Consider the following 18,021-nt stretch of genomic DNA (forward strand, 5'->3'; position numbering starts at 1 on the left):
AATAATAGCAATCAAACCTAGCATCATTCCTCACAATTAACTAATTTTAGTCTCTCACAATAAAAGATTTTGAACATCCCTGGTTCTATAAGCATGTTGTTTATTACATATGAATTACTTAATAAAATAATAAAATAATTTCACATTAGATTCTTACTTTTTACAAATCTATTAATCTTTATATCTTTAAAATTTATAATTCCACATTCAACCTCAGGTTCATATACACTAAATTTAATGTTTTCGTTACCATCAATAAACGTTATTTGAAAAGGATTATTGTGCATGACTAAGTAGTCAATTAGCTTGTCATCGCTCATCGCTGAATTTTTTCTTAAAATTATTAATAAATGTTTTCTTAAATTTAGATAATATCAAATAAAATACAAGAAAAAAATAATTGAAATTATATCTATAGAACTCAATATTGCACAAACAGTGTATTGAGGAGCTGAAAGTTTAAAAACCACTCCATCTCAAAAATCAAATGCTATAGAAATAATACCTAATGTTTCAGATGTAATCACCATAATAGTTGTCAAAACAAGCATTATAGTTATTTTTTTATTAAGAAATTTTAAAAATATCTTGTGAATCTTTATATTATTGTTAATTCATTTTGGTAATACAAAGTAAATTAATATGTCTAAGACATTTAATTTACTTAATCACTTGATATATGAAATAGCTATTAAAAATATCAAAGAGACCATTATATTAACCTAGATTGTCCTCTTTAGAATCATTTGGTAATTTCTTAATATATCATCCTGTTTGAGGATGATGAACTTTCATTAATCCCATGTAATACAATTGACTTTTTGTAAGTGATAAGAAATACTCAAGTGGTTTAACTTCTTTTGTTTTTAAATTCATAAACATTAAGTTCTTTCCGCCTTTACCACCTTCTGTATATAGTTTATCCATAGGTGTTTCATCTACAACAACTCAGTCAACTTTTTCAAATAATTCCTTTTGGGAAACAATATTTCTTAATATTTCTTTTATTTCTAAGATTCTTCTACCATTAATTTCTAATTCTTTACATGTATTTGCTAATTCAACACTATTAAAACCAATTGATAAAAGGTTTGTCGTAATTCCTAATGCGGCTGAAAAATTCGATACTGACGCAGGTAAATTATATTTAATTGAATTAGTAATTTGTTTCCAAGCTGCAATATCATTTGCAAAACTAATTAATCCAATAACATTGCTTGACACAGTCCAAAATTTAGGCATCGAAATTTTGTAATATATGTTTTCTAATTGTTTAAATTCACTTTTAAATTTATTTATTTTCGAATCAATTATAGTTGCAGCTAAAGAACACGCACCAGCTGTCACTGATGCAGCAACCGCAAAAGCCCCAGTTATTCCACCTGTTCAAAATGATACAAAATATAAGATAGCAGCAGAAGCAGCAAATGCTATCGAACTAGCTACTAATGCTTTTTTTATCTCAGTTAAATGTTGCAGCATTTCAAGCTGTGGTAAATAATTAATTTTATATTCATTATATAAATCATCTAACTTCTTTAATTTTAGTAATATAAATTTTGAATTAATACTACCGTCATCATTAACAGTTCATTCCGGATTAGATGTAGTTTGTACTCTTTTTACCTCAGTTATAGTCTTTTTATAATTTGGTTTTTTATTCATTTTTTGTGTTTTTTTAAAATCTAAAGAAACTTTTTTGATTTCATTTTTTATATCATTAGCTATTTTTAATTTCATTTCATTTGTTTGCATTTTTTCAATTTGCTCTTTTGAAATTGAAATCGTTTTGTTTTTTACAAGTTCTTTTAGACCGTCTTCAGCAATTTGATTTATAGTTTCATTATCAATATCACCTAAAACAGATTTTGAACTTTTTTTAGTGTTCAAAACATTTTCAGCAATATTATTAATTTCTTTAGAATGCTTCTCTAAAAGGCTTTTTTGTATTTTTTCAACTTCTTTTTGATTTTGTTCGTTAACAGAATTGTTTTTTACTTTCTCTTTAACGACTTCAACATTTGCAGTTGGTTGAATTGTATTTGATACTGATGCAAATAAATTCACAGTAGCTATTAGTTTGTTTTCCATATTAAATTCCTCCTGTTGCTTATATTTATTATTATATTGTTTATATTTTTGTAATGCTTAAAATAATCATTTCCATTTTTGTTCCACATAGCCTAAAAAGTAATAAAAAAATCACTTTTTGTGACTTAAAAGTGACCTTTATGTTTAAAATTACGATTTACTTGACGAAACATTTCGCTTTCTTCTGAAAATTTCTTTTGCCCTAATCTTGAATATCTTTCCACAGCTTTATCTGAGATTAATTTATCATTTCTTAATATATCTAAATAGTAATTAATAATTTCAGGATTAAAGAAATATTGAAATTCTGAATAAAGTTTCATAACTTCTGTTAATTGACTAAATAATAAGTTTTTTAATTCTGTAGGGTATTTCATTTCTCTAGAGTGAAGTGCAAATTCATCTCTATCTACAACTTGTAATTCTTTGTCTGGATAACATTTTACATCTAAATCATAATCGATAAATTTAATTGTATTATCCTCAAATATAGGCTTAGAAGCCATATTTATATAGTAATATGGACCTGAATCTTTTAAGAGAACAATTGCATTATACATTGCATCTTTAGGTATGAATCAAATAGCATTTTCATTGTATCTTCAACCGTTTACATCTTTTTCATATTCAGCAACTTTAGTGTTTTTTAAGAATAATACAATATGTCTTTTATTGTGAAAAACTACTTTAGCAGCATTTCACTGACGATATAAATATCCATTGTGCTTGTAGCCTTGAACATTAATCATTGAGCCAACTTTTAATGCACTAAAATCTCATTCCATCTTACCTCCTTTAATTTTTCTTTATAGTTATTTGGTTTTGACTATTACTTTGAATTGTATAGTAATTTCTTGAACTAGAAGAGCGATATGATGTTACTCATCTATTTGTTGGTAATTCAATTTTACCATTTTCCACAATTTCATTTGTGTCTACTATTCCATTTTTGTTTAAATCATCTCAAAAGTATATTAGAGCATTATTTGGTGGAGTTACTGGATCGGTTATATATTGCACATAATTATTATCTGCATAAATACGGTTTTTAATTTGTATTTGACGTTGAGCGCTTTGAGCTTGGAGTGAATTTTCTGATTTTGCACCTTTATCGAAATCTTTATGACCAAAGAAATTAAAGGTATCTAAATAATTAATTTTAGTGTGAGCTATAACTTTATTAGTGTTAGGATCAATAAAAACATATCCATCATGTGTTTTATCTTGTAAATATCCTGCAAGCTTAATAGTATTTTTAACTTTAGAAGTATCTACACCATTATAATTATCAGCTCATTTTCATCCTTCACTTGAAGGGAATATTTGTGAAATTGTACTTCCATAACCCATTGTTTTAAGGAATAAATCATAAAATTCCTCAGATTTATTTGCATGAATTTTATTTAAATTTTCCTGTGAGATATAATCAGAAGTTTTATAAGATTCCAATGCAAATGGACTATTAGGCATCATAATTGAACTTGAACCTTTTACATTAACTACTTTTCTTTTACCATTTTCAATAACAATATATTGATCAAGAATTTTAGAATCATCTGTTATGTATCAACCTTGACGAGTTAAAGAGTCAAAGTTATTCATAAACACTTTTCCATAGTCATCTGCAATTGAGCTAGGTCTTATTTCGTAACTCATTGAGTCGTTTTTATAGTTAAATTTCATATTTCCAAAGAATCCAGTAGAAAATGGTAAATGTTTTTGAGCTGCTATATTTGCTGGATTTGGTTCATCAATGTTGTAATATGATTCAAATGCATATTTAAGGTATTCTCTAGGCACTAATTCAGTAATTGAGTAGTAATATCTTAAATCACTTTTATCAAGTGCAAATTTCTCATCTGGTGAGAATCAGAAAGATTTTCTACTATATAATTTTCTAATTAAAACATTATTACTTCCATTTGAAAGTTCCCATAATTCAGCTGGTGTAAAGTTATCATATAGTGAGCCTGAAACATTAGTTGATAAACGATAATTATTATTAAAATATCTACCTCTAAGCGCTAAAAGTATCCCATCATCAATATGTGATTTTGCATCTATATCATAATTTAGCAATGTTCTAAAGTTATCTGCAAAGTATCCGTTTCAATATTGTTCACTAGTAGAAGTTCATCTTTCAAGCAGCGACATTTCTCCTGGTTCATAATAATTAACTCTAGCTAATTGTTTTTTATGTACATTAGCTTCTTGTTCATCAATATTAATTTCTTGATCTTTGCCTAGTAAGGCTATTTCAGCATAACTATTAGCTCAATGGTGCATATATTCATGGAATAAAGTTTGCATAATTGTTGCAACTCTTTCGTATAAAGTAGCATTTGTTTCACATAAAAATGCCGCATTAATATAAATATTTCTAACTTGTGGAATATATAAACCATTTGCACTTTCTGGAATTATTTTAAAATTATTAATATTAATTGCTTCTAAATCAAATACTTCAGGCCCAAATGTAGCTTTTCTCTTGAATTCGTTAGCTAAATAAGCTAGACCTCCTGCTCCTAATAAATATCTATTTTTTTCTGGATTTTCCTTATCTACATAGTAAGCATAATCTCTAAATTTTATTTGAGTATAAGGATCAACATATTCAATATAAGTTCCTTGATCATTTTGTTTTTGCTCATTAGATAATTCACCAATTTGATTTAGTTTATTTAGTGCTAATTGCGGATCTGAACTCTTGCTGTAAATTTGCACTTCATCTTTTGAAATTCCTACCCAAGGAGCAGTCTTAGTATTTGTTTGATTTTGTCATGCTGGTTGATTATATAACTGATTTATTTTTATTTCATTTCCATTATTTGGATCTTGTTCTTTTAAAAGTGATTTAGTTATAAAATATGCACTAGTGAGAACACCAGCTAGTGCAGCAACTCCTACAGTTCCAAGTAAAATTCATCCTATTGTTTTCTTCTTCATAATATATATTCTAATACTTTTTTAGTTTTACAACAATTTAACCTGCTTCGGTCACTTGTTCCACATTTTTTCACAAAATGTGGAAAAAATATGGAAGTATTACAATTTTTGTTCCAAGTGCTGTAAAAGCAATATAATTAATATAGAAAACGGAGGTACATATGTACAAATATAAAGCTAAATTAATTACAGATGGTGAAATCGTAGCACAAGCAAATACCATCGAAGAATTAGAAGGTCTTATTAAAGGTTTTAGACGTGGTCAAAAGCACGGACTTCACACTAAAGCAAACGAAAAGATCGAGATTATCCGTGTAGAAAGAAATAATTTAGAAGGTAAAGAAGCTTCTAAAGAAATCTTATTAAAAGTTGTTTAATAAAAAAATTCCCGTTTGGGAATTTTCTTAATTGCAATGTGCATTGCAACAGAAAAAATATCTGGAAAAATTCCGGATATTTTTTAAACCCCTAAAATTTACTTTTATTTTTAAAAAATTTATTTTTTGCTGTATTCGATGTTCTTTTTAGATTGTTTCTGATAAAAAAGCGTTCATCACCCGGTATTGGTGTTCATTTATCCTTATAATAATTTCAGTCATAGAATAGTTCATCAGCTGATTGTCAATCGAAAATCTCCCTAGGCATATTATTTATTTCATTTTGTACAACCAATATTTCTTCTTCAGAAATATTATTAAAATTTGTGCCTTTTGGAAAGAATCTTCTAACTAAACCATTAAAGTTTTCGTTTCCTCCTTTTTGAAATGAAGCATATGGGTCTGCACGATAAATAATAATTTGAAGCCTATATCCTAGATAAAAAAGTTTTGAGAACTCAAATCCATTATCAGCTGTTATGCTTTTAACATTTAATTGTTTTTCTCTAATTAAATTTCATAAAACTTCTGCAACATTTCATGGATTTTTACCTTTTATCTTTTTAATTATTCCGTATCTTGTTTTTCTTTCTGTAAAAGTTAACAAGTTATAGTTTTCCTTTCCTGATTTTCCTACAATAAAATCAACTTCTCAATGACCGAATTCTGACCTATCATTTATTTTCTGAGGTCTAGTTCAAAATGGTCTAACTCATCTTGCACCAACTAGAGATTCAACTGCACTCTTAGTTCTTTTTCCTCCTTTTTTATAATGACGTCTCAATCTATCTTCTTTTGTGATTTCTCAAGCATTTGAATTTATCCAATTAAAAACAGTTCTATATGAAGGCATTTTGAAATTATAATTAAACTTAATATATGTATGTGTCAGTTTAACTCCAAATGAACGTTTATTAAATTTATCGATAAAAACATTTGTAAAATTTGGATATTTTTCGATTTTATTACGTAACTTAAAATAAGCTTTTCACTTATTCCTCATATCATGTTTATATTGTGCGTATTCAGCCGTATACCCGTATAAATCAGCATTGTATGTAATTTCTCTAGATATAGAGCTCTTTGAAAATCCAGTAATTTTCGCAATTTCAGATATACTAAAATTTTCTTTTAACAAAGCTTCTATTACATATCTTACTTTTGCTGTAATTCTTGTATAATGTATGCGAAATCCTTTCTCAGGGGTTTTCAGTGGAGCACAAAAAAAGTGCTCCACTTTTATTATAAACTAATAAAAGTGTTGCACTGCATATTGCAATCGAGCAAATTCCCGTTTGGGAATTTTTCTTATTTATTTATTACAAAAGTAGTTGCTGAAGAATTAATTTCGATTTGATTTTCTCCATTATTTCCATCAATTCCAATAGTTATAGTATAGTTCACTTTAAAATCTAATCTATCATGTTTACCTGTTGATAGTTTAAAATCAGAGACACTATTGATTGTTAAAACAAGGTTTTTAACTTGAAATGCATTATCAATAATTCCAGTTGAATCATCGAAATTAACAATATTCATTGCACTTTCTTTTAATATTCCGACCACTTCATCATTTCCACCATTAATAGTTGCGATAACATATATTTTATTATTAGCATTACCTAATGTATATCCATTTTCGCTTTCTCTAATAAGCATTTGACGTGCTATCGCATCTCCAAATATGCTTTTAAATTCCATAGAATTATTATCTAATGAAAAAGTATCTTTATTTTCGGCTGCATTATACATGTTAAATAGTTTTTTGAAGTTTTTAGCCATGTCAGCATGATTAATTACAGCAAAAAACATTTTGCTTAAATCAGCTTGTGATAAAGTTTTGAATCCAGAGATTTTATTTTCAATTGCTTCGGATGAAATTTCTCTTTCATCTAAAGGAAGAGCACATGAAGTGTGAAGTGTTAAAACTCCGGTTTCATCATCAGCAACAAAAGTTGAAACTAATTGAATAGGTGTTTTGTTATATTCAGCATAATCGTTATCAATTTCTAAAAGTGTGTGGGTATAATCCATATGCGCTTGTTTTTTACCTTGATAAAATGAAGCATAACTTTCAGCTGCTAATTCTTTTATATTTTCTTTTTGATGCACATGGTGTAAGTTTACATAATTTAGATAAGCTGTGGTTGAATAATTTAATACATTTACATTTCTATTAGTATCGAAAAATATATTGCTTGCATTTTGATTTAATCCCGCTTGTGATAATTGATGTGAAGTATATTCTACACTTATACTTGCTATTAAATTATTAGGTTTTTGTGTTATATCAAATCTTTTAATTGTGAATTCTGGGTTATTTAAAATATCAATTGTATTTTCATTATTAAAAGTTAATGTAAAGGTTTTTAAATAAGGAAGAATGTCCGCAACTGACTTACCTACAAAATAATTTGGTGCAAGTTTATTTTCAAATACTTTATCCATATCAAATGTAATGTTAGCTGTTTTAGTTTGACTAACAACTAATAGACCACTTAACGTAAAAGTTAAATCATTTAATGATTTTTGTTCATATGTACCAGTAACTTTAAAACTTAATTGTCCGGTTGCATCATCAAAGCTAACTACATTAACATTTTCAATTGCATATTTATCAGATTTAAAGGATTTAGTATTAATTTTGTTATAAACTTGATATGCAGTTTGAGCATTTGTGATATTTAAAACATTTAATAGTGATTTATAAGCATTAATAATAATTCCATTTACAGTTCCACCTTGACTAGTTTCATCTGCTGGTGTTGGTTGTGGAAGAGGATTTGGATTAGGCAATGGTGTTGGTTGTGGCTGTGGCTGTGGCTGTGGCTCAGGTTTAGGCACCGGAAGTGGTTCAGGTTTTTCTTGTTTTGTTGGTTTACATGATAATGCAATTGCAGGTGCTAAAGCCACAGCACCCATTGATAAAATACCTAATGTAACTAATTTATTTCTTTTATTTTTTTTCATTTTTTACCTCTTTCTATAAAAAGTTTAGGAACGATAAAGCACTTGTTTTACGTTTTCTAAAGTTTTTATTGCGTGTGTATTTATAATTATATTTATAATAGTTTTGTCTTGGTTGACATTTCCTATAATTTCTACAATTTTGGAAACGACTACCATTTTTATTTTGAAACCAAATTATATAATCACCACATCTAGGACAGAATTTAGGATTAATTAAATCAGTTTCTTTTATTTTGCATCTACACATGTTACATTTGTAATAATCTTTGAAGAAATTTCCTAACAATTCTCCCTGATTACATTGTTTACATGGGAAGCTTTTTAATTTAGTAATTGTGTTTTGACTGTTTTTGTTCTGTTGTGGAAAAATAACATCACAAGCATTGTAAATTTCTCTTAGAAATACTGAAGGTCTTTTTTTATCAGCAATAACATAAGTATAAGATTTTGTTCTAGTTAAAGCAACATACCAAAGTCTACGTTCTTCATCAAAATCATAGCCTTGAGTTTTATCTAATACTAGATTAATAATTGAATCATCTTCCATTTTATTAGGAAAACCTGCGGCTGTATCGTTTGCATTTAGAATCACTACAAATTCATCTTCTAAACCTTTTGAACCATGCACAGTGGCGAATTTAATATCAAAACCTTTATATTTATTTGATGTTAATCTCATAATTTTTGAATTATGATGTCCCTTAATTTTTAATTCTTCACCAAGATAATCCTCAATATCACTATTATTACGTCCTAATAATAAAACTGAAGCATTTGGATTTTTTGACTCAATATCACTTAATACATAATCTAAACATTCATGAGTTTGATTTTCGGAATAAAATGCTGCTTTAATTGAATTTTCTAATGTAATAGCCGAATTAATATCCTTTTTAATTTGATTTTTATTTTTAGTCACAAAGTAAACAGCAATATCTTGCAACTCTTGCGAATTTCTATGTGTAGTTGTAATTTTACTTATGTCTCCAGATGGAAAATGTTTTTTGAAGTCTAAGAAAATGTTTATATCACAACCATTAAAACTATAAATAGATTGTCAATCATCACCTACTGCGAATAATTTTGCATCACTGCGATCAATAAGATTCTTTAGTAATTTTAGCCGGCTATGCGATATATCTTGAAATTCATCAACAATAATATATTTATAATTAAATAATGATTTATCAACGGTTTTTAAAGCGCTAATTGATTTTAAAATCATATCATCAAAATCAATCCGATTTAAACTATGTAAAAGGTCCTTATAATATAGATAAATATCTTTAGCAATTTCTAAAAATAATGTTGTTCTTTTATAATCAGTTCTGTAGCTGCATTTTTCTATCAGTTCATTAAAACCATATTCACTTTCATATTTGCCTTTGTACAAGTTTAAAAAGTGTTTCATAATATGAATGAATATACTAAAATCCCAACCTTGATAATTTGAATTTCAACAATCTAGTATTTCTTGATCATCTAATTTTCTAAATTTAACATTAAATCTTTGTAATTGTTCTTCTAGATGTTTAAAGATATTTCTTTCTTTAAATTCATAAGAAAATGTATTTATATATTTAGTGTTATTTTGTAGGTGTAATTGATCTTTTCATTCTTTAATTTCATTATATTTCTTATTTTCTGCTTGACTAAAAGCTCCATTGCGTCCATCTCTATCAATTCCATAATGTTCATGATAAATACCATAATCACTTAGATAGAAATCTGGTTTATACTGACGTTTTTCACTTGTGGTTAAGTCTATTTCATAGGGTTTTTCATATTCGTAATTAATCCCATTTACAAAGTAATAATTAGCAATAATTAATTCTTCATAACTTTTAACTTTTTCTTTTTTAAGAGTTATTTTATTAGTTATATTACCTAAAGATTTTAAAGCTTCTCTTTGGGTATTAAAATTATCACTTCTTGAATCGTTTACTGCATCAAGTTGTTCTTGTTCAACACCTTTATAATCATTATTTAAATACAATCCACAAAATTCAATAACTTTTCTCATCATTTTAGGTTTAGATGTTATTTCTGTTCTAAAATATTCTTCAATTCTATTATCAAATTGATCATCAACGTTTTGAATCTTATGTTGGGCTGTGTTTAATATCTTTAACCCTAAACTATGGAATGTAGAGGCTTGCAATTCCGGATTAATTAGATTTATTTTTTCTTGTAAATCATTTACTGATTTAACCGAATATGATAAACATAAAATCTCACTAGGATCAACATTTTCTTTTTCGAGTAAATATTTAATTTTTCCACAAATTGTTAAAGTTTTACCAGAACCAGCACCAGCTACTACTAGTAAGGCATTTTCATCTTTTAATATAGCTTCTCTTTGTTCTTTATCTAAACTTTTACCATTTATATTATCAAATAAATCATTTCTAATACTTGTTTGTAGGTATGAAAGATTATGACTCTTTATAAAAGGCTCGATATTTAAAAGAATATTAAAATCGTAAAAGCGTTTTTTAAATTGTTGTAATTCTTCTTTTAATTTTTTAGATTTATCTTTTAACATTTCCTGATAATTCTGATTCAAATACCCCATTTTATTAAAATCATTTATATCAATAGAGTATTGTTTGAATAATTTATATTGTTGTTTAATATCATCATTGTATTTTTTAATCTCGCTCATACCCTTAACAAAATTACGTGTTTGCTTGTTGTTGATACGGTTAGAAACTAAAAAGTCTAAAGCTTCAAAATTTTTAATTTCATCTGTAGGTAAGAGCTGTTCAATATTTTGTAAATAATCATCATATGAAAAATTACTAATGATAGGTAAATATTCATTTCACTTATTTACAAGATGCTTAATGTTTTCAAATTTTTTAGTTAGTCTTTTATACCAAAATTTATTCAAGGCAATTAATTCATCATTAAAAGATGTCATGCTTTCTAATTTATCTTGATATTGGTCTATTTGATATCTATTAAATGTTTTAAGGAATATTTTATACTCTCTTAATGCAGATTTAAATTGCTTTTTTTCTTCCTTTGTTCTCTTCATAATTGCACCTATTTCCTTATATTTTAATTTTATCTAATTCTAAATTTATATATCATTGATTATTTTGACGCAAAATAAAATACCACACAGTACTTTTAGCACTATGTGGTAGACATATTATCAAATTTTAATTCTTTTTTCAGGAGCTAAATACATTTTGTCTTCAGGTTTTAGATCATAAGTTTCTGCAAATAAATCTAAATTCATCATAAGGACATTTCCTCTTTCTTTAGCAGGTGAGTGAACATCTGTTTCAAGAAGTCTTCTTCAATATCCTTCTCCAGCTTTTTGTCTTCAAACTCTTACTCAGTTTTCAAAGAATTTTTCAGCATTGAAATCTTTTTCTTTTTGAGCAGCTTCTAAAGCACAAGCAACTCCACCAATATCAGCAATATTTTCTGATACAGTTAATTTACCATTAACTTTTCCATATGGTGTAATTCTTGTATTATAAAGTTCAATAACAGCTTGTGTTTTTTCAGCAAATTTTTCTTTATCATGTTCTGTTCATCAATTAAACATTGAACCATTTTCATCAAATTGAGCACCATTATTGTCGAAAGCATGTGAAATTTCATGAGCTATAACAGCACCAATTCCTCCATAATTTGCTGATGATGATTGATTAATATCATAATATGGAGCTTGTAAAATAGCAGCTGGGAAAACAATGTGATTTGCAAATGGATTAAAGTAAGCGTTAATTGTTGCTGGAGACATTCCTCAGTATTTAGGATTTACTGTTGTTAAATAGCGAGCCATATCTCATTCATAAATTATTTTGTTAAAGTTTAAAACATTAGCAAAAACGTTTGAACCTTCTGCATAGGTTTTTGTTACTAATTTTTCATAGTACGGTGGAATTTCTTCAGGATATCCAACCATAACACCTAATTTAGAAAGTTTTAAGATAGCTTTATCTTTAGTTGCTTGTGTTAATCAAGTATTTTCTTCTAAACGTTGTTTATAAACATCAATCATACTTGCAACCATGTGTTCAACATCTGCTTTAGCTTTTTCACCAAAGTATTCTTTTGCATAATATAATCCTAAAGGCATGTCAAAGTATTTTGTAGCTATGTCATAGGCGTATAAATCTAAATCACGTGGTTTAGCAATTGAGTATTGTACATTTTTAAAGTGTACTGATTTCATTCTTGTTTCTTCATCCATGAAGTGAGCTGCATTAATTAAGTTATTAATAAAGAATAAGGCTTTATAAGCATCAAAATTCTTTTCTGTGTAAATTCCATCAATTTTTTCAACAAATGATGGGTTTGAACAACTAATTGATAAAACATCTTTTTTAACAATACTTTGAGCAATTGCTACAACATCAAATGTTTTAACTTTTTCTTTAAATCATGCTGCTTCTTTTAGGTTATATAATGAAGTATAGTCAGCTTTTTGCTCACTTGAAAGAACATATTCTACTAAGAAATTATCAAATTCTAAAGCTTTAGCAATCATTACATTTGCTTCATCTGTGCTTTTACCATATGAAGTTAATAAATCAAATACCATTTCTTTTCAAGCTTTGATTAATTTATCTTTTTGTTCAGGATTTGCATATGTTTCTTTTGAACCTAAAATTAATCTAGGGTCTTCAAGCCATAAAATGTATTTTTTATTATCAATAAAGTCTTCACCAATTCCTAATGAAAGAGGTAATGTTGAGTATTGTTCATCAAATTCAGCATATCTTTGAGCTAATTCAGCAAAACTTGATAATGATTCAATTTTGTTTAAATACTCTCTTGCAGGTTCTCAACCTAATTCTTTTCTTTTATCTGCATCAATAAGCATTTGATAAAACTTAACGTATTGTTGAATCATTTTATCATTAGGAAGCTTGATACTTCCGTCAGCTCATCCTTTTGTTAAACCTTTTAATAATTTTTCAAGTTTAATGTCTAATTCACCAAAACATGAAATTGAAGGTCTATCAGCCGGAATTTCTGTATTTTGTAATCATTCGTAGTTTACATATTCGTAAAAATCATCTTGTAATCTTGGTTTTTTCATATAATCTCCTTTTTATAATGTTTAAATTATACTTTAATTAAGTTAAATAAAAAATATCTTTAGCAAATTAAAAGCTATTATGCTAAAGATAAATAAATTTAAATTATTTTTTAGGATCAATATTGGTTTTTAAAACTGATAAGAATGCTTCTTGTGGAACTTCAATTGAACCGAGTTTCTTCATACGTTTTTTTCCTTCTTTTTGTTTCTTAAGAAGTTTTTGACGACGGGTAACATCCCCACCATAAAGCTTAGCAGTAACATCTTTTCTGTAAGCTTTAATTGTTTCACGAGCAATTATTTTTCCACCAATTGTAGCTTGCACAGGGACTTCAAAGTTTTGTCTAGGAATTGCATCTTTTAATTTAACACATAATTCTCTAGCGGCTTCATAAGCTTTTTCACGGTGAGTAATAATTGAGAAAGCATCAACTTTATCCCCATTAAGCATAATGTCAACTTTAACTAAATCAGACTCACGATATCCGATTCACTCATATTCAAATGATGCATATCCTTTAGTAGTTGATTTTAATCTATCAAAGAAGTCAAAAATAGTTTCAGCAAGCGGAAGTTCATAAACAACTTTTGAACGTCTAGAATCCACTACATCAAGTGACTTATAAATTCCACGTTTATTTTGACAAAGTTCCATAACATTTCCGATATATTCATTTGGAACAAAAATGCTTGCTTCCACAAATGGTTCTTCTATTTTTTCAATGAATGTTCTATCTGGGAATAATGTTGGGTTTGAGATTAATTCAACTTCCCCTTTTGTAGTTGTAACTTTATATTCAACCGATGGAGATGTTGCGATAATACCTACTTTATACTCACGATCTAAACGTTCTTGTAAGATTTCCATATGTAACATTCCAAGGAAACCGACTCTAAATCCAAATCCAAGTGCTTTTGAAGTTTCTTGTTCTCAAGTAATTGAGGAGTCTGAAAGTGAAATTTTTTCAAGCGATTCTTTTAAATCCATGTAATCACGTGTATCAATTGGATAAAATCCCGTAAACACTACTGGTTTCATTTTTTTGTAGCCAGGAAGCGCTTTATCAGTTGGATTTTCAGCAAGTGTAATTGTATCCCCAACATGCACTTCTTTTGCATCTCTAATAGCCGCTGATACTCACCCAACTTCACCAGCCACTAATTCATCTTTTTTGGTTTCATAAGGATTTCTTACCCCTAAATCAATAACATGGTAAGCTTGCTCTTCATTCATACGAGACATAAATTTGAATTTATCTCCAGTTCTTAATTTACCTTCAAAAATTCTAATTAACATTACAACACCACGATATGGATCGAAGTAACTATCAAATATTAAAGCTTTAAGTGGTTTGTTATCATCAGCATTTTTAGGTGCAGGAATATATTTAATAATAGCATCCATTAATTCAGGAACTCCTTGTCCTGTTTTAGCTGATACTAAAATTGCATTATCTGTTGGTATTCCAATAACATTTTCTATTTCTTCTTTAACTTCTTCAACATTAGCACTTGGTAGATCAATTTTATTAATAACAGGTAGTATTGCTAAATCATTTTCCAAAGCTAAATACACGTTAGCAAGTGTTTGAGCTTCGATTCCTTGTGTAGCATCAACAAGCAATAAAGCACCTTCAGAAGCCGCTAAAGAACGTGATACTTCATAGTTAAAATCAACATGTCCTGGTGTATCAATTAAATGGAAAATATAGTCCTTATATTTAATTTGAACTGCATTTAATTTAATTGTAATCCCTCTTTCTTGTTCAAGTTCCATTGAGTCAAGAAATTGTGCTTTTAAATCCCTGTTTGCAACTGTTTCAGTGTACTCTAAAATACGGTCAGCAAGTGTGCTTTTACCGTGATCGATGTGAGCTATAATTGAGAAGTTTCTTATCTTATCTTTATTCATGTTATATATTTTAATATATTTTTAAATATATTTAAAAAATAGTGTTATAATATATCCAGTGCTTGAGAAATCAAGAATGAGATATCTATAAGGTATCGCTGCTTGCGTTAAATATACACGCCTTTCTTAAGATAATTAGCTCACTAAGGTGAGCTTTTCTTTTTGCATTTTTTTCTATGTAATTTTTTATATTAAATTTCCAATAAGGCTACGTGCAAGGCTTAAATAGTTTAATAACTATAACAAATCGGAAACAAAAAGCAGCTGTTAGCTGCTAATGTATTATTTTCTTTTCATTGTTGGGAATAATAAAACATCTCTAATTGAATCTTTTTCAGCAAGAAGCATTGTTAAACGGTCAATACCAATTCCACATCCACCTGTAGGAGGCATTCCGTATTCAAGTGCTTCTACGAAATCTCAGTCAATATCACTTGCTTCATCATTTCCATTGTTCTTTTCTTCTAATTGTTCTTGGAAACGTTGTAATTGATCAATTGGGTCTGAAAGCTCTGTATACATGTTTGCATATTCTTTAGTATTAATGAATAACTCTGCACGTTCTGTAAATCTTGGATCACTTCCTTTTGCTGTAAGTGGAGATATTTCAATTGGGTGTCCATATACAAATGTTGGTTGAATTAATGTTTTTTCGATTAATTCTTCGAATAATTCATTAATAATGTGTCCTAATTGATGGAATTTTTGTACTTTAATTCCATATTTGTTTGCAACTTCTTTAGCTTGCTCAAAGCTAATTTCTTTAAAGTTAACTCCTGTTGCTTCAGAAACTGCATCCACCATATCAATTCTATTAAATGGTTTAGTTAAATCGATTTCAACACCTTTGTTAATTACAGTTTGTTTTCCTAATTTTTCAGCAAGTCTTCTAAATAAAGCTTCTGTATGTTGCATCATACCTTCAAGGTTTGAATATGCTTCATAAAATTCAATTGAAGTAAATTCAGGGTTGTGAGTTGTATCAATTCCTTCATTTCTGAAAATACGACCTATTTCATAAACTCTATCAACTCCACCTACTAATAATTTTTTAAGTGGAATTTCTGTAGCAATTCTAAGCACAAATTCTTGATCTAAAGCATTATGGTGAGTTGTAAAAGGTCTAGCTGAAGCCCCTGATAAGTAATCATGTAAGAATGGTGTTTCTACTTCCATGTAACCTTTTTCATCAAAGTATCTTCTGATTTCGCTAATAATTTTAGTTCTTGTTCAGAATGTTTGCATTGATTCATCATTAACTATTAAATCAACATATCTGTGACGGTATTTTTCTTCAACATCAGCAAGTCCATGGTATTTATCAGGTAATGGTTTAAGTGATTTAGTAAGTAATTTAATGTTTTGAGCTTTAACAGTAATTGCACCTGTGTGTGTTTTCATAACTGTTCCTTCAACATAAATAATGTCTCCTAAATCAAATGTTGAAACTAATTTAGCTAATTCTTCTGAGTGTTCTTTTTTGTTAAAGTAAACTTGAATTCTTCCGTGGTAATCTTTAACTAAAATAAAAGGACCTCTCATTGTAAGAATTCTACCTGTAATGTTAACTGGAATAGCTTTTTCATCTAATTCTTCTTTTGAATATTTTTCATAAGCAGCTAAAATGTTGTCTGAATATGTTAATTCTTTTAAGTTGTCAGCTTTTGCAAAAGCTTCAATATTATTTTCTTTGTAAAAATCTAATTTATTACGTCTAATTTGTTCTTGTTCAGTATATTTTTCCATAAAAATATCTCCTAAATAAAATGATATTTAAAGTATATATTAATTGTTTATAATTATATTAAATTATTTAATTTAATATAAGGAGAAAAATATGAAAGTTAAAAGCACTAGAAGTTGGTTAGTTAACTTATTACTTTCAATCTTTTTAGGTGAATTCGGTATCGACCGTTTATATGGTGGTCGTGTTGGATTATTCCTTTTAAAATTACTCACAGCTGGTGGTTGTGCGGTATGATGAATTATTGATATCATCCTTGCAGTAATGGGACTACAAAAAGACAATCAAGGACTATATATAAGACCTTAAAGTATAAAACATCCACAGCTAAGCCGTGGTTTTTGTTTGCTTTGTTTTGCTTAAAATCAAAATCATACCTATATAAAATATAAATTCATATGCAAGAATAATTACCATTCAAATAGTGAAGCAAATTATTGAACCTAAGGTTGAGTATATGTTACTCATTGAAACAAACACAATAGTTAAAATAATAGCAGTTAGATTTAAAGCAAACATTCCATAAGTAACATAAGTATCTGATTTTTTAAATTTAAATTTCAATTGTTTCATGAAACATATTGGTAATAAACAATGTAAAAATTTATTTTTATTAGTTGCAAATATAAAAATTGTAAATATGTAATTAATCAACAATATAGTAATTATTAAAATGTAATCTCTTAAAAAATATAATGGATCTAGATGTGGTTGTTTTGCTAATGGTACACCAATATGCATACCGTATGTTAATGTGTTTTCCTTTACAAAAACCCCTAAAAACAAGGGTAAAATAACAACTAAATTTATAATTAGCAGCACTAATGATGTAATTGAAAAATAGCTTAATATTTTCTTCATTCTAACCTCGATTTCTATATCTTAATTGTACACTTTTAAATTCTTTGTAAAGCAT

The 18,021-nt window shown here is 27.8% G+C and carries 13 protein-coding genes; 2 read left to right on the forward strand and 11 right to left on the reverse strand.

Going from position 1 to position 18,021, the window contains the following annotated elements:
* Nucleotides 1-17: 17 nt before the first annotated feature.
* The 4 genes from Q8852_RS04415 to Q8852_RS04430 all read right to left on the reverse strand — a co-directional run bounded on the left by Q8852_RS04415 (nucleotide 18) and on the right by Q8852_RS04430 (nucleotide 5,037).
* The gene (locus Q8852_RS04415) at nucleotides 18-542 is read right to left on the reverse strand and encodes a hypothetical protein (RefSeq protein ID WP_305937963.1); all 525 of its coding nucleotides are present in this window, start codon (nucleotides 540-542) and stop codon (nucleotides 18-20) included.
* A gap of 175 nt (nucleotides 543-717) precedes the next feature.
* Nucleotides 718-2,091, reverse strand: coding sequence for a hypothetical protein (locus tag Q8852_RS04420; protein WP_305937964.1), 1,374 nt, complete (start codon nucleotides 2,089-2,091; stop codon nucleotides 718-720).
* 125 nt (nucleotides 2,092-2,216) lie between these two features.
* Complete coding sequence (locus Q8852_RS04425) at nucleotides 2,217-2,876, reverse strand: DUF402 domain-containing protein (RefSeq protein WP_305937965.1); 660 nt, start codon at nucleotides 2,874-2,876, stop codon at nucleotides 2,217-2,219.
* A gap of 10 nt (nucleotides 2,877-2,886) precedes the next feature.
* Nucleotides 2,887-5,037: an MYPU_1760 family metalloprotease gene (locus tag Q8852_RS04430; protein WP_305937966.1), complete on the reverse strand. Its 2,151-nt coding sequence runs from the start codon at nucleotides 5,035-5,037 to the stop codon at nucleotides 2,887-2,889.
* Nucleotides 5,038-5,198: 161 nt separating this feature from the next.
* Here Q8852_RS04430 and Q8852_RS04435 point away from each other — a divergent pair, with 161 nt between their 5' ends.
* The gene (locus Q8852_RS04435) at nucleotides 5,199-5,414 is read left to right on the forward strand and encodes an MAG6790 family protein (RefSeq protein WP_305937967.1); all 216 of its coding nucleotides are present in this window, start codon (nucleotides 5,199-5,201) and stop codon (nucleotides 5,412-5,414) included.
* A 91-nt stretch (nucleotides 5,415-5,505) separates the two neighbouring features.
* Here the strand turns inward: Q8852_RS04435 and Q8852_RS04440 are convergent, their stop codons facing one another.
* The 6 genes from Q8852_RS04440 to lysS all read right to left on the reverse strand — a co-directional run bounded on the left by Q8852_RS04440 (nucleotide 5,506) and on the right by lysS (nucleotide 17,107).
* Complete coding sequence (locus Q8852_RS04440) at nucleotides 5,506-6,651, reverse strand: IS30 family transposase (protein WP_305937968.1); 1,146 nt, start codon at nucleotides 6,649-6,651, stop codon at nucleotides 5,506-5,508.
* A gap of 71 nt (nucleotides 6,652-6,722) precedes the next feature.
* The gene (locus Q8852_RS04445; RefSeq protein ID WP_305937969.1) at nucleotides 6,723-8,384 is read right to left on the reverse strand and encodes a hypothetical protein; all 1,662 of its coding nucleotides are present in this window, start codon (nucleotides 8,382-8,384) and stop codon (nucleotides 6,723-6,725) included.
* A 13-nt stretch (nucleotides 8,385-8,397) separates the two neighbouring features.
* A complete protein-coding gene (locus Q8852_RS04450; protein WP_305937970.1) occupies nucleotides 8,398-11,424 on the reverse strand; it encodes a UvrD-helicase domain-containing protein in 3,027 nt (1,008 codons plus the stop codon).
* Between the two features lie 117 nt (nucleotides 11,425-11,541).
* Complete coding sequence (locus Q8852_RS04455) at nucleotides 11,542-13,449, reverse strand: M13-type metalloendopeptidase (RefSeq protein WP_305937971.1); 1,908 nt, start codon at nucleotides 13,447-13,449, stop codon at nucleotides 11,542-11,544.
* Between the two features lie 103 nt (nucleotides 13,450-13,552).
* Entirely contained in the window at nucleotides 13,553-15,361 is a 1,809-nt protein-coding gene (gene lepA, locus Q8852_RS04460) for a translation elongation factor 4 (protein ID WP_305937972.1), read from the reverse strand.
* Between the two features lie 282 nt (nucleotides 15,362-15,643).
* Nucleotides 15,644-17,107: a lysine--tRNA ligase gene (gene lysS, locus Q8852_RS04465; protein ID WP_305937973.1), complete on the reverse strand. Its 1,464-nt coding sequence runs from the start codon at nucleotides 17,105-17,107 to the stop codon at nucleotides 15,644-15,646.
* 91 nt (nucleotides 17,108-17,198) lie between these two features.
* Here lysS and Q8852_RS04470 point away from each other — a divergent pair, with 91 nt between their 5' ends.
* Nucleotides 17,199-17,414, forward strand: a complete 216-nt coding sequence (locus Q8852_RS04470; RefSeq protein WP_305937974.1) for a TM2 domain-containing protein — start codon at nucleotides 17,199-17,201, stop codon at nucleotides 17,412-17,414.
* 18 nt (nucleotides 17,415-17,432) lie between these two features.
* On the opposite strand, the gene Q8852_RS04475 is transcribed toward Q8852_RS04470, so the two are convergent.
* Nucleotides 17,433-17,966 (reverse strand): hypothetical protein, encoded by a 534-nt coding sequence (locus Q8852_RS04475; RefSeq protein ID WP_305937975.1) that lies wholly within the window; start codon nucleotides 17,964-17,966, stop codon nucleotides 17,433-17,435.
* Nucleotides 17,967-18,021: the final 55 nt, after the last annotated feature.

Origin of the sequence: Mycoplasma seminis (assembly GCF_030718845.1) — a bacterium.
Classification (GTDB): Bacteria; Bacillota_I; Bacilli_A; order Mycoplasmatales; family Metamycoplasmataceae; genus Mycoplasmopsis; species Mycoplasmopsis seminis.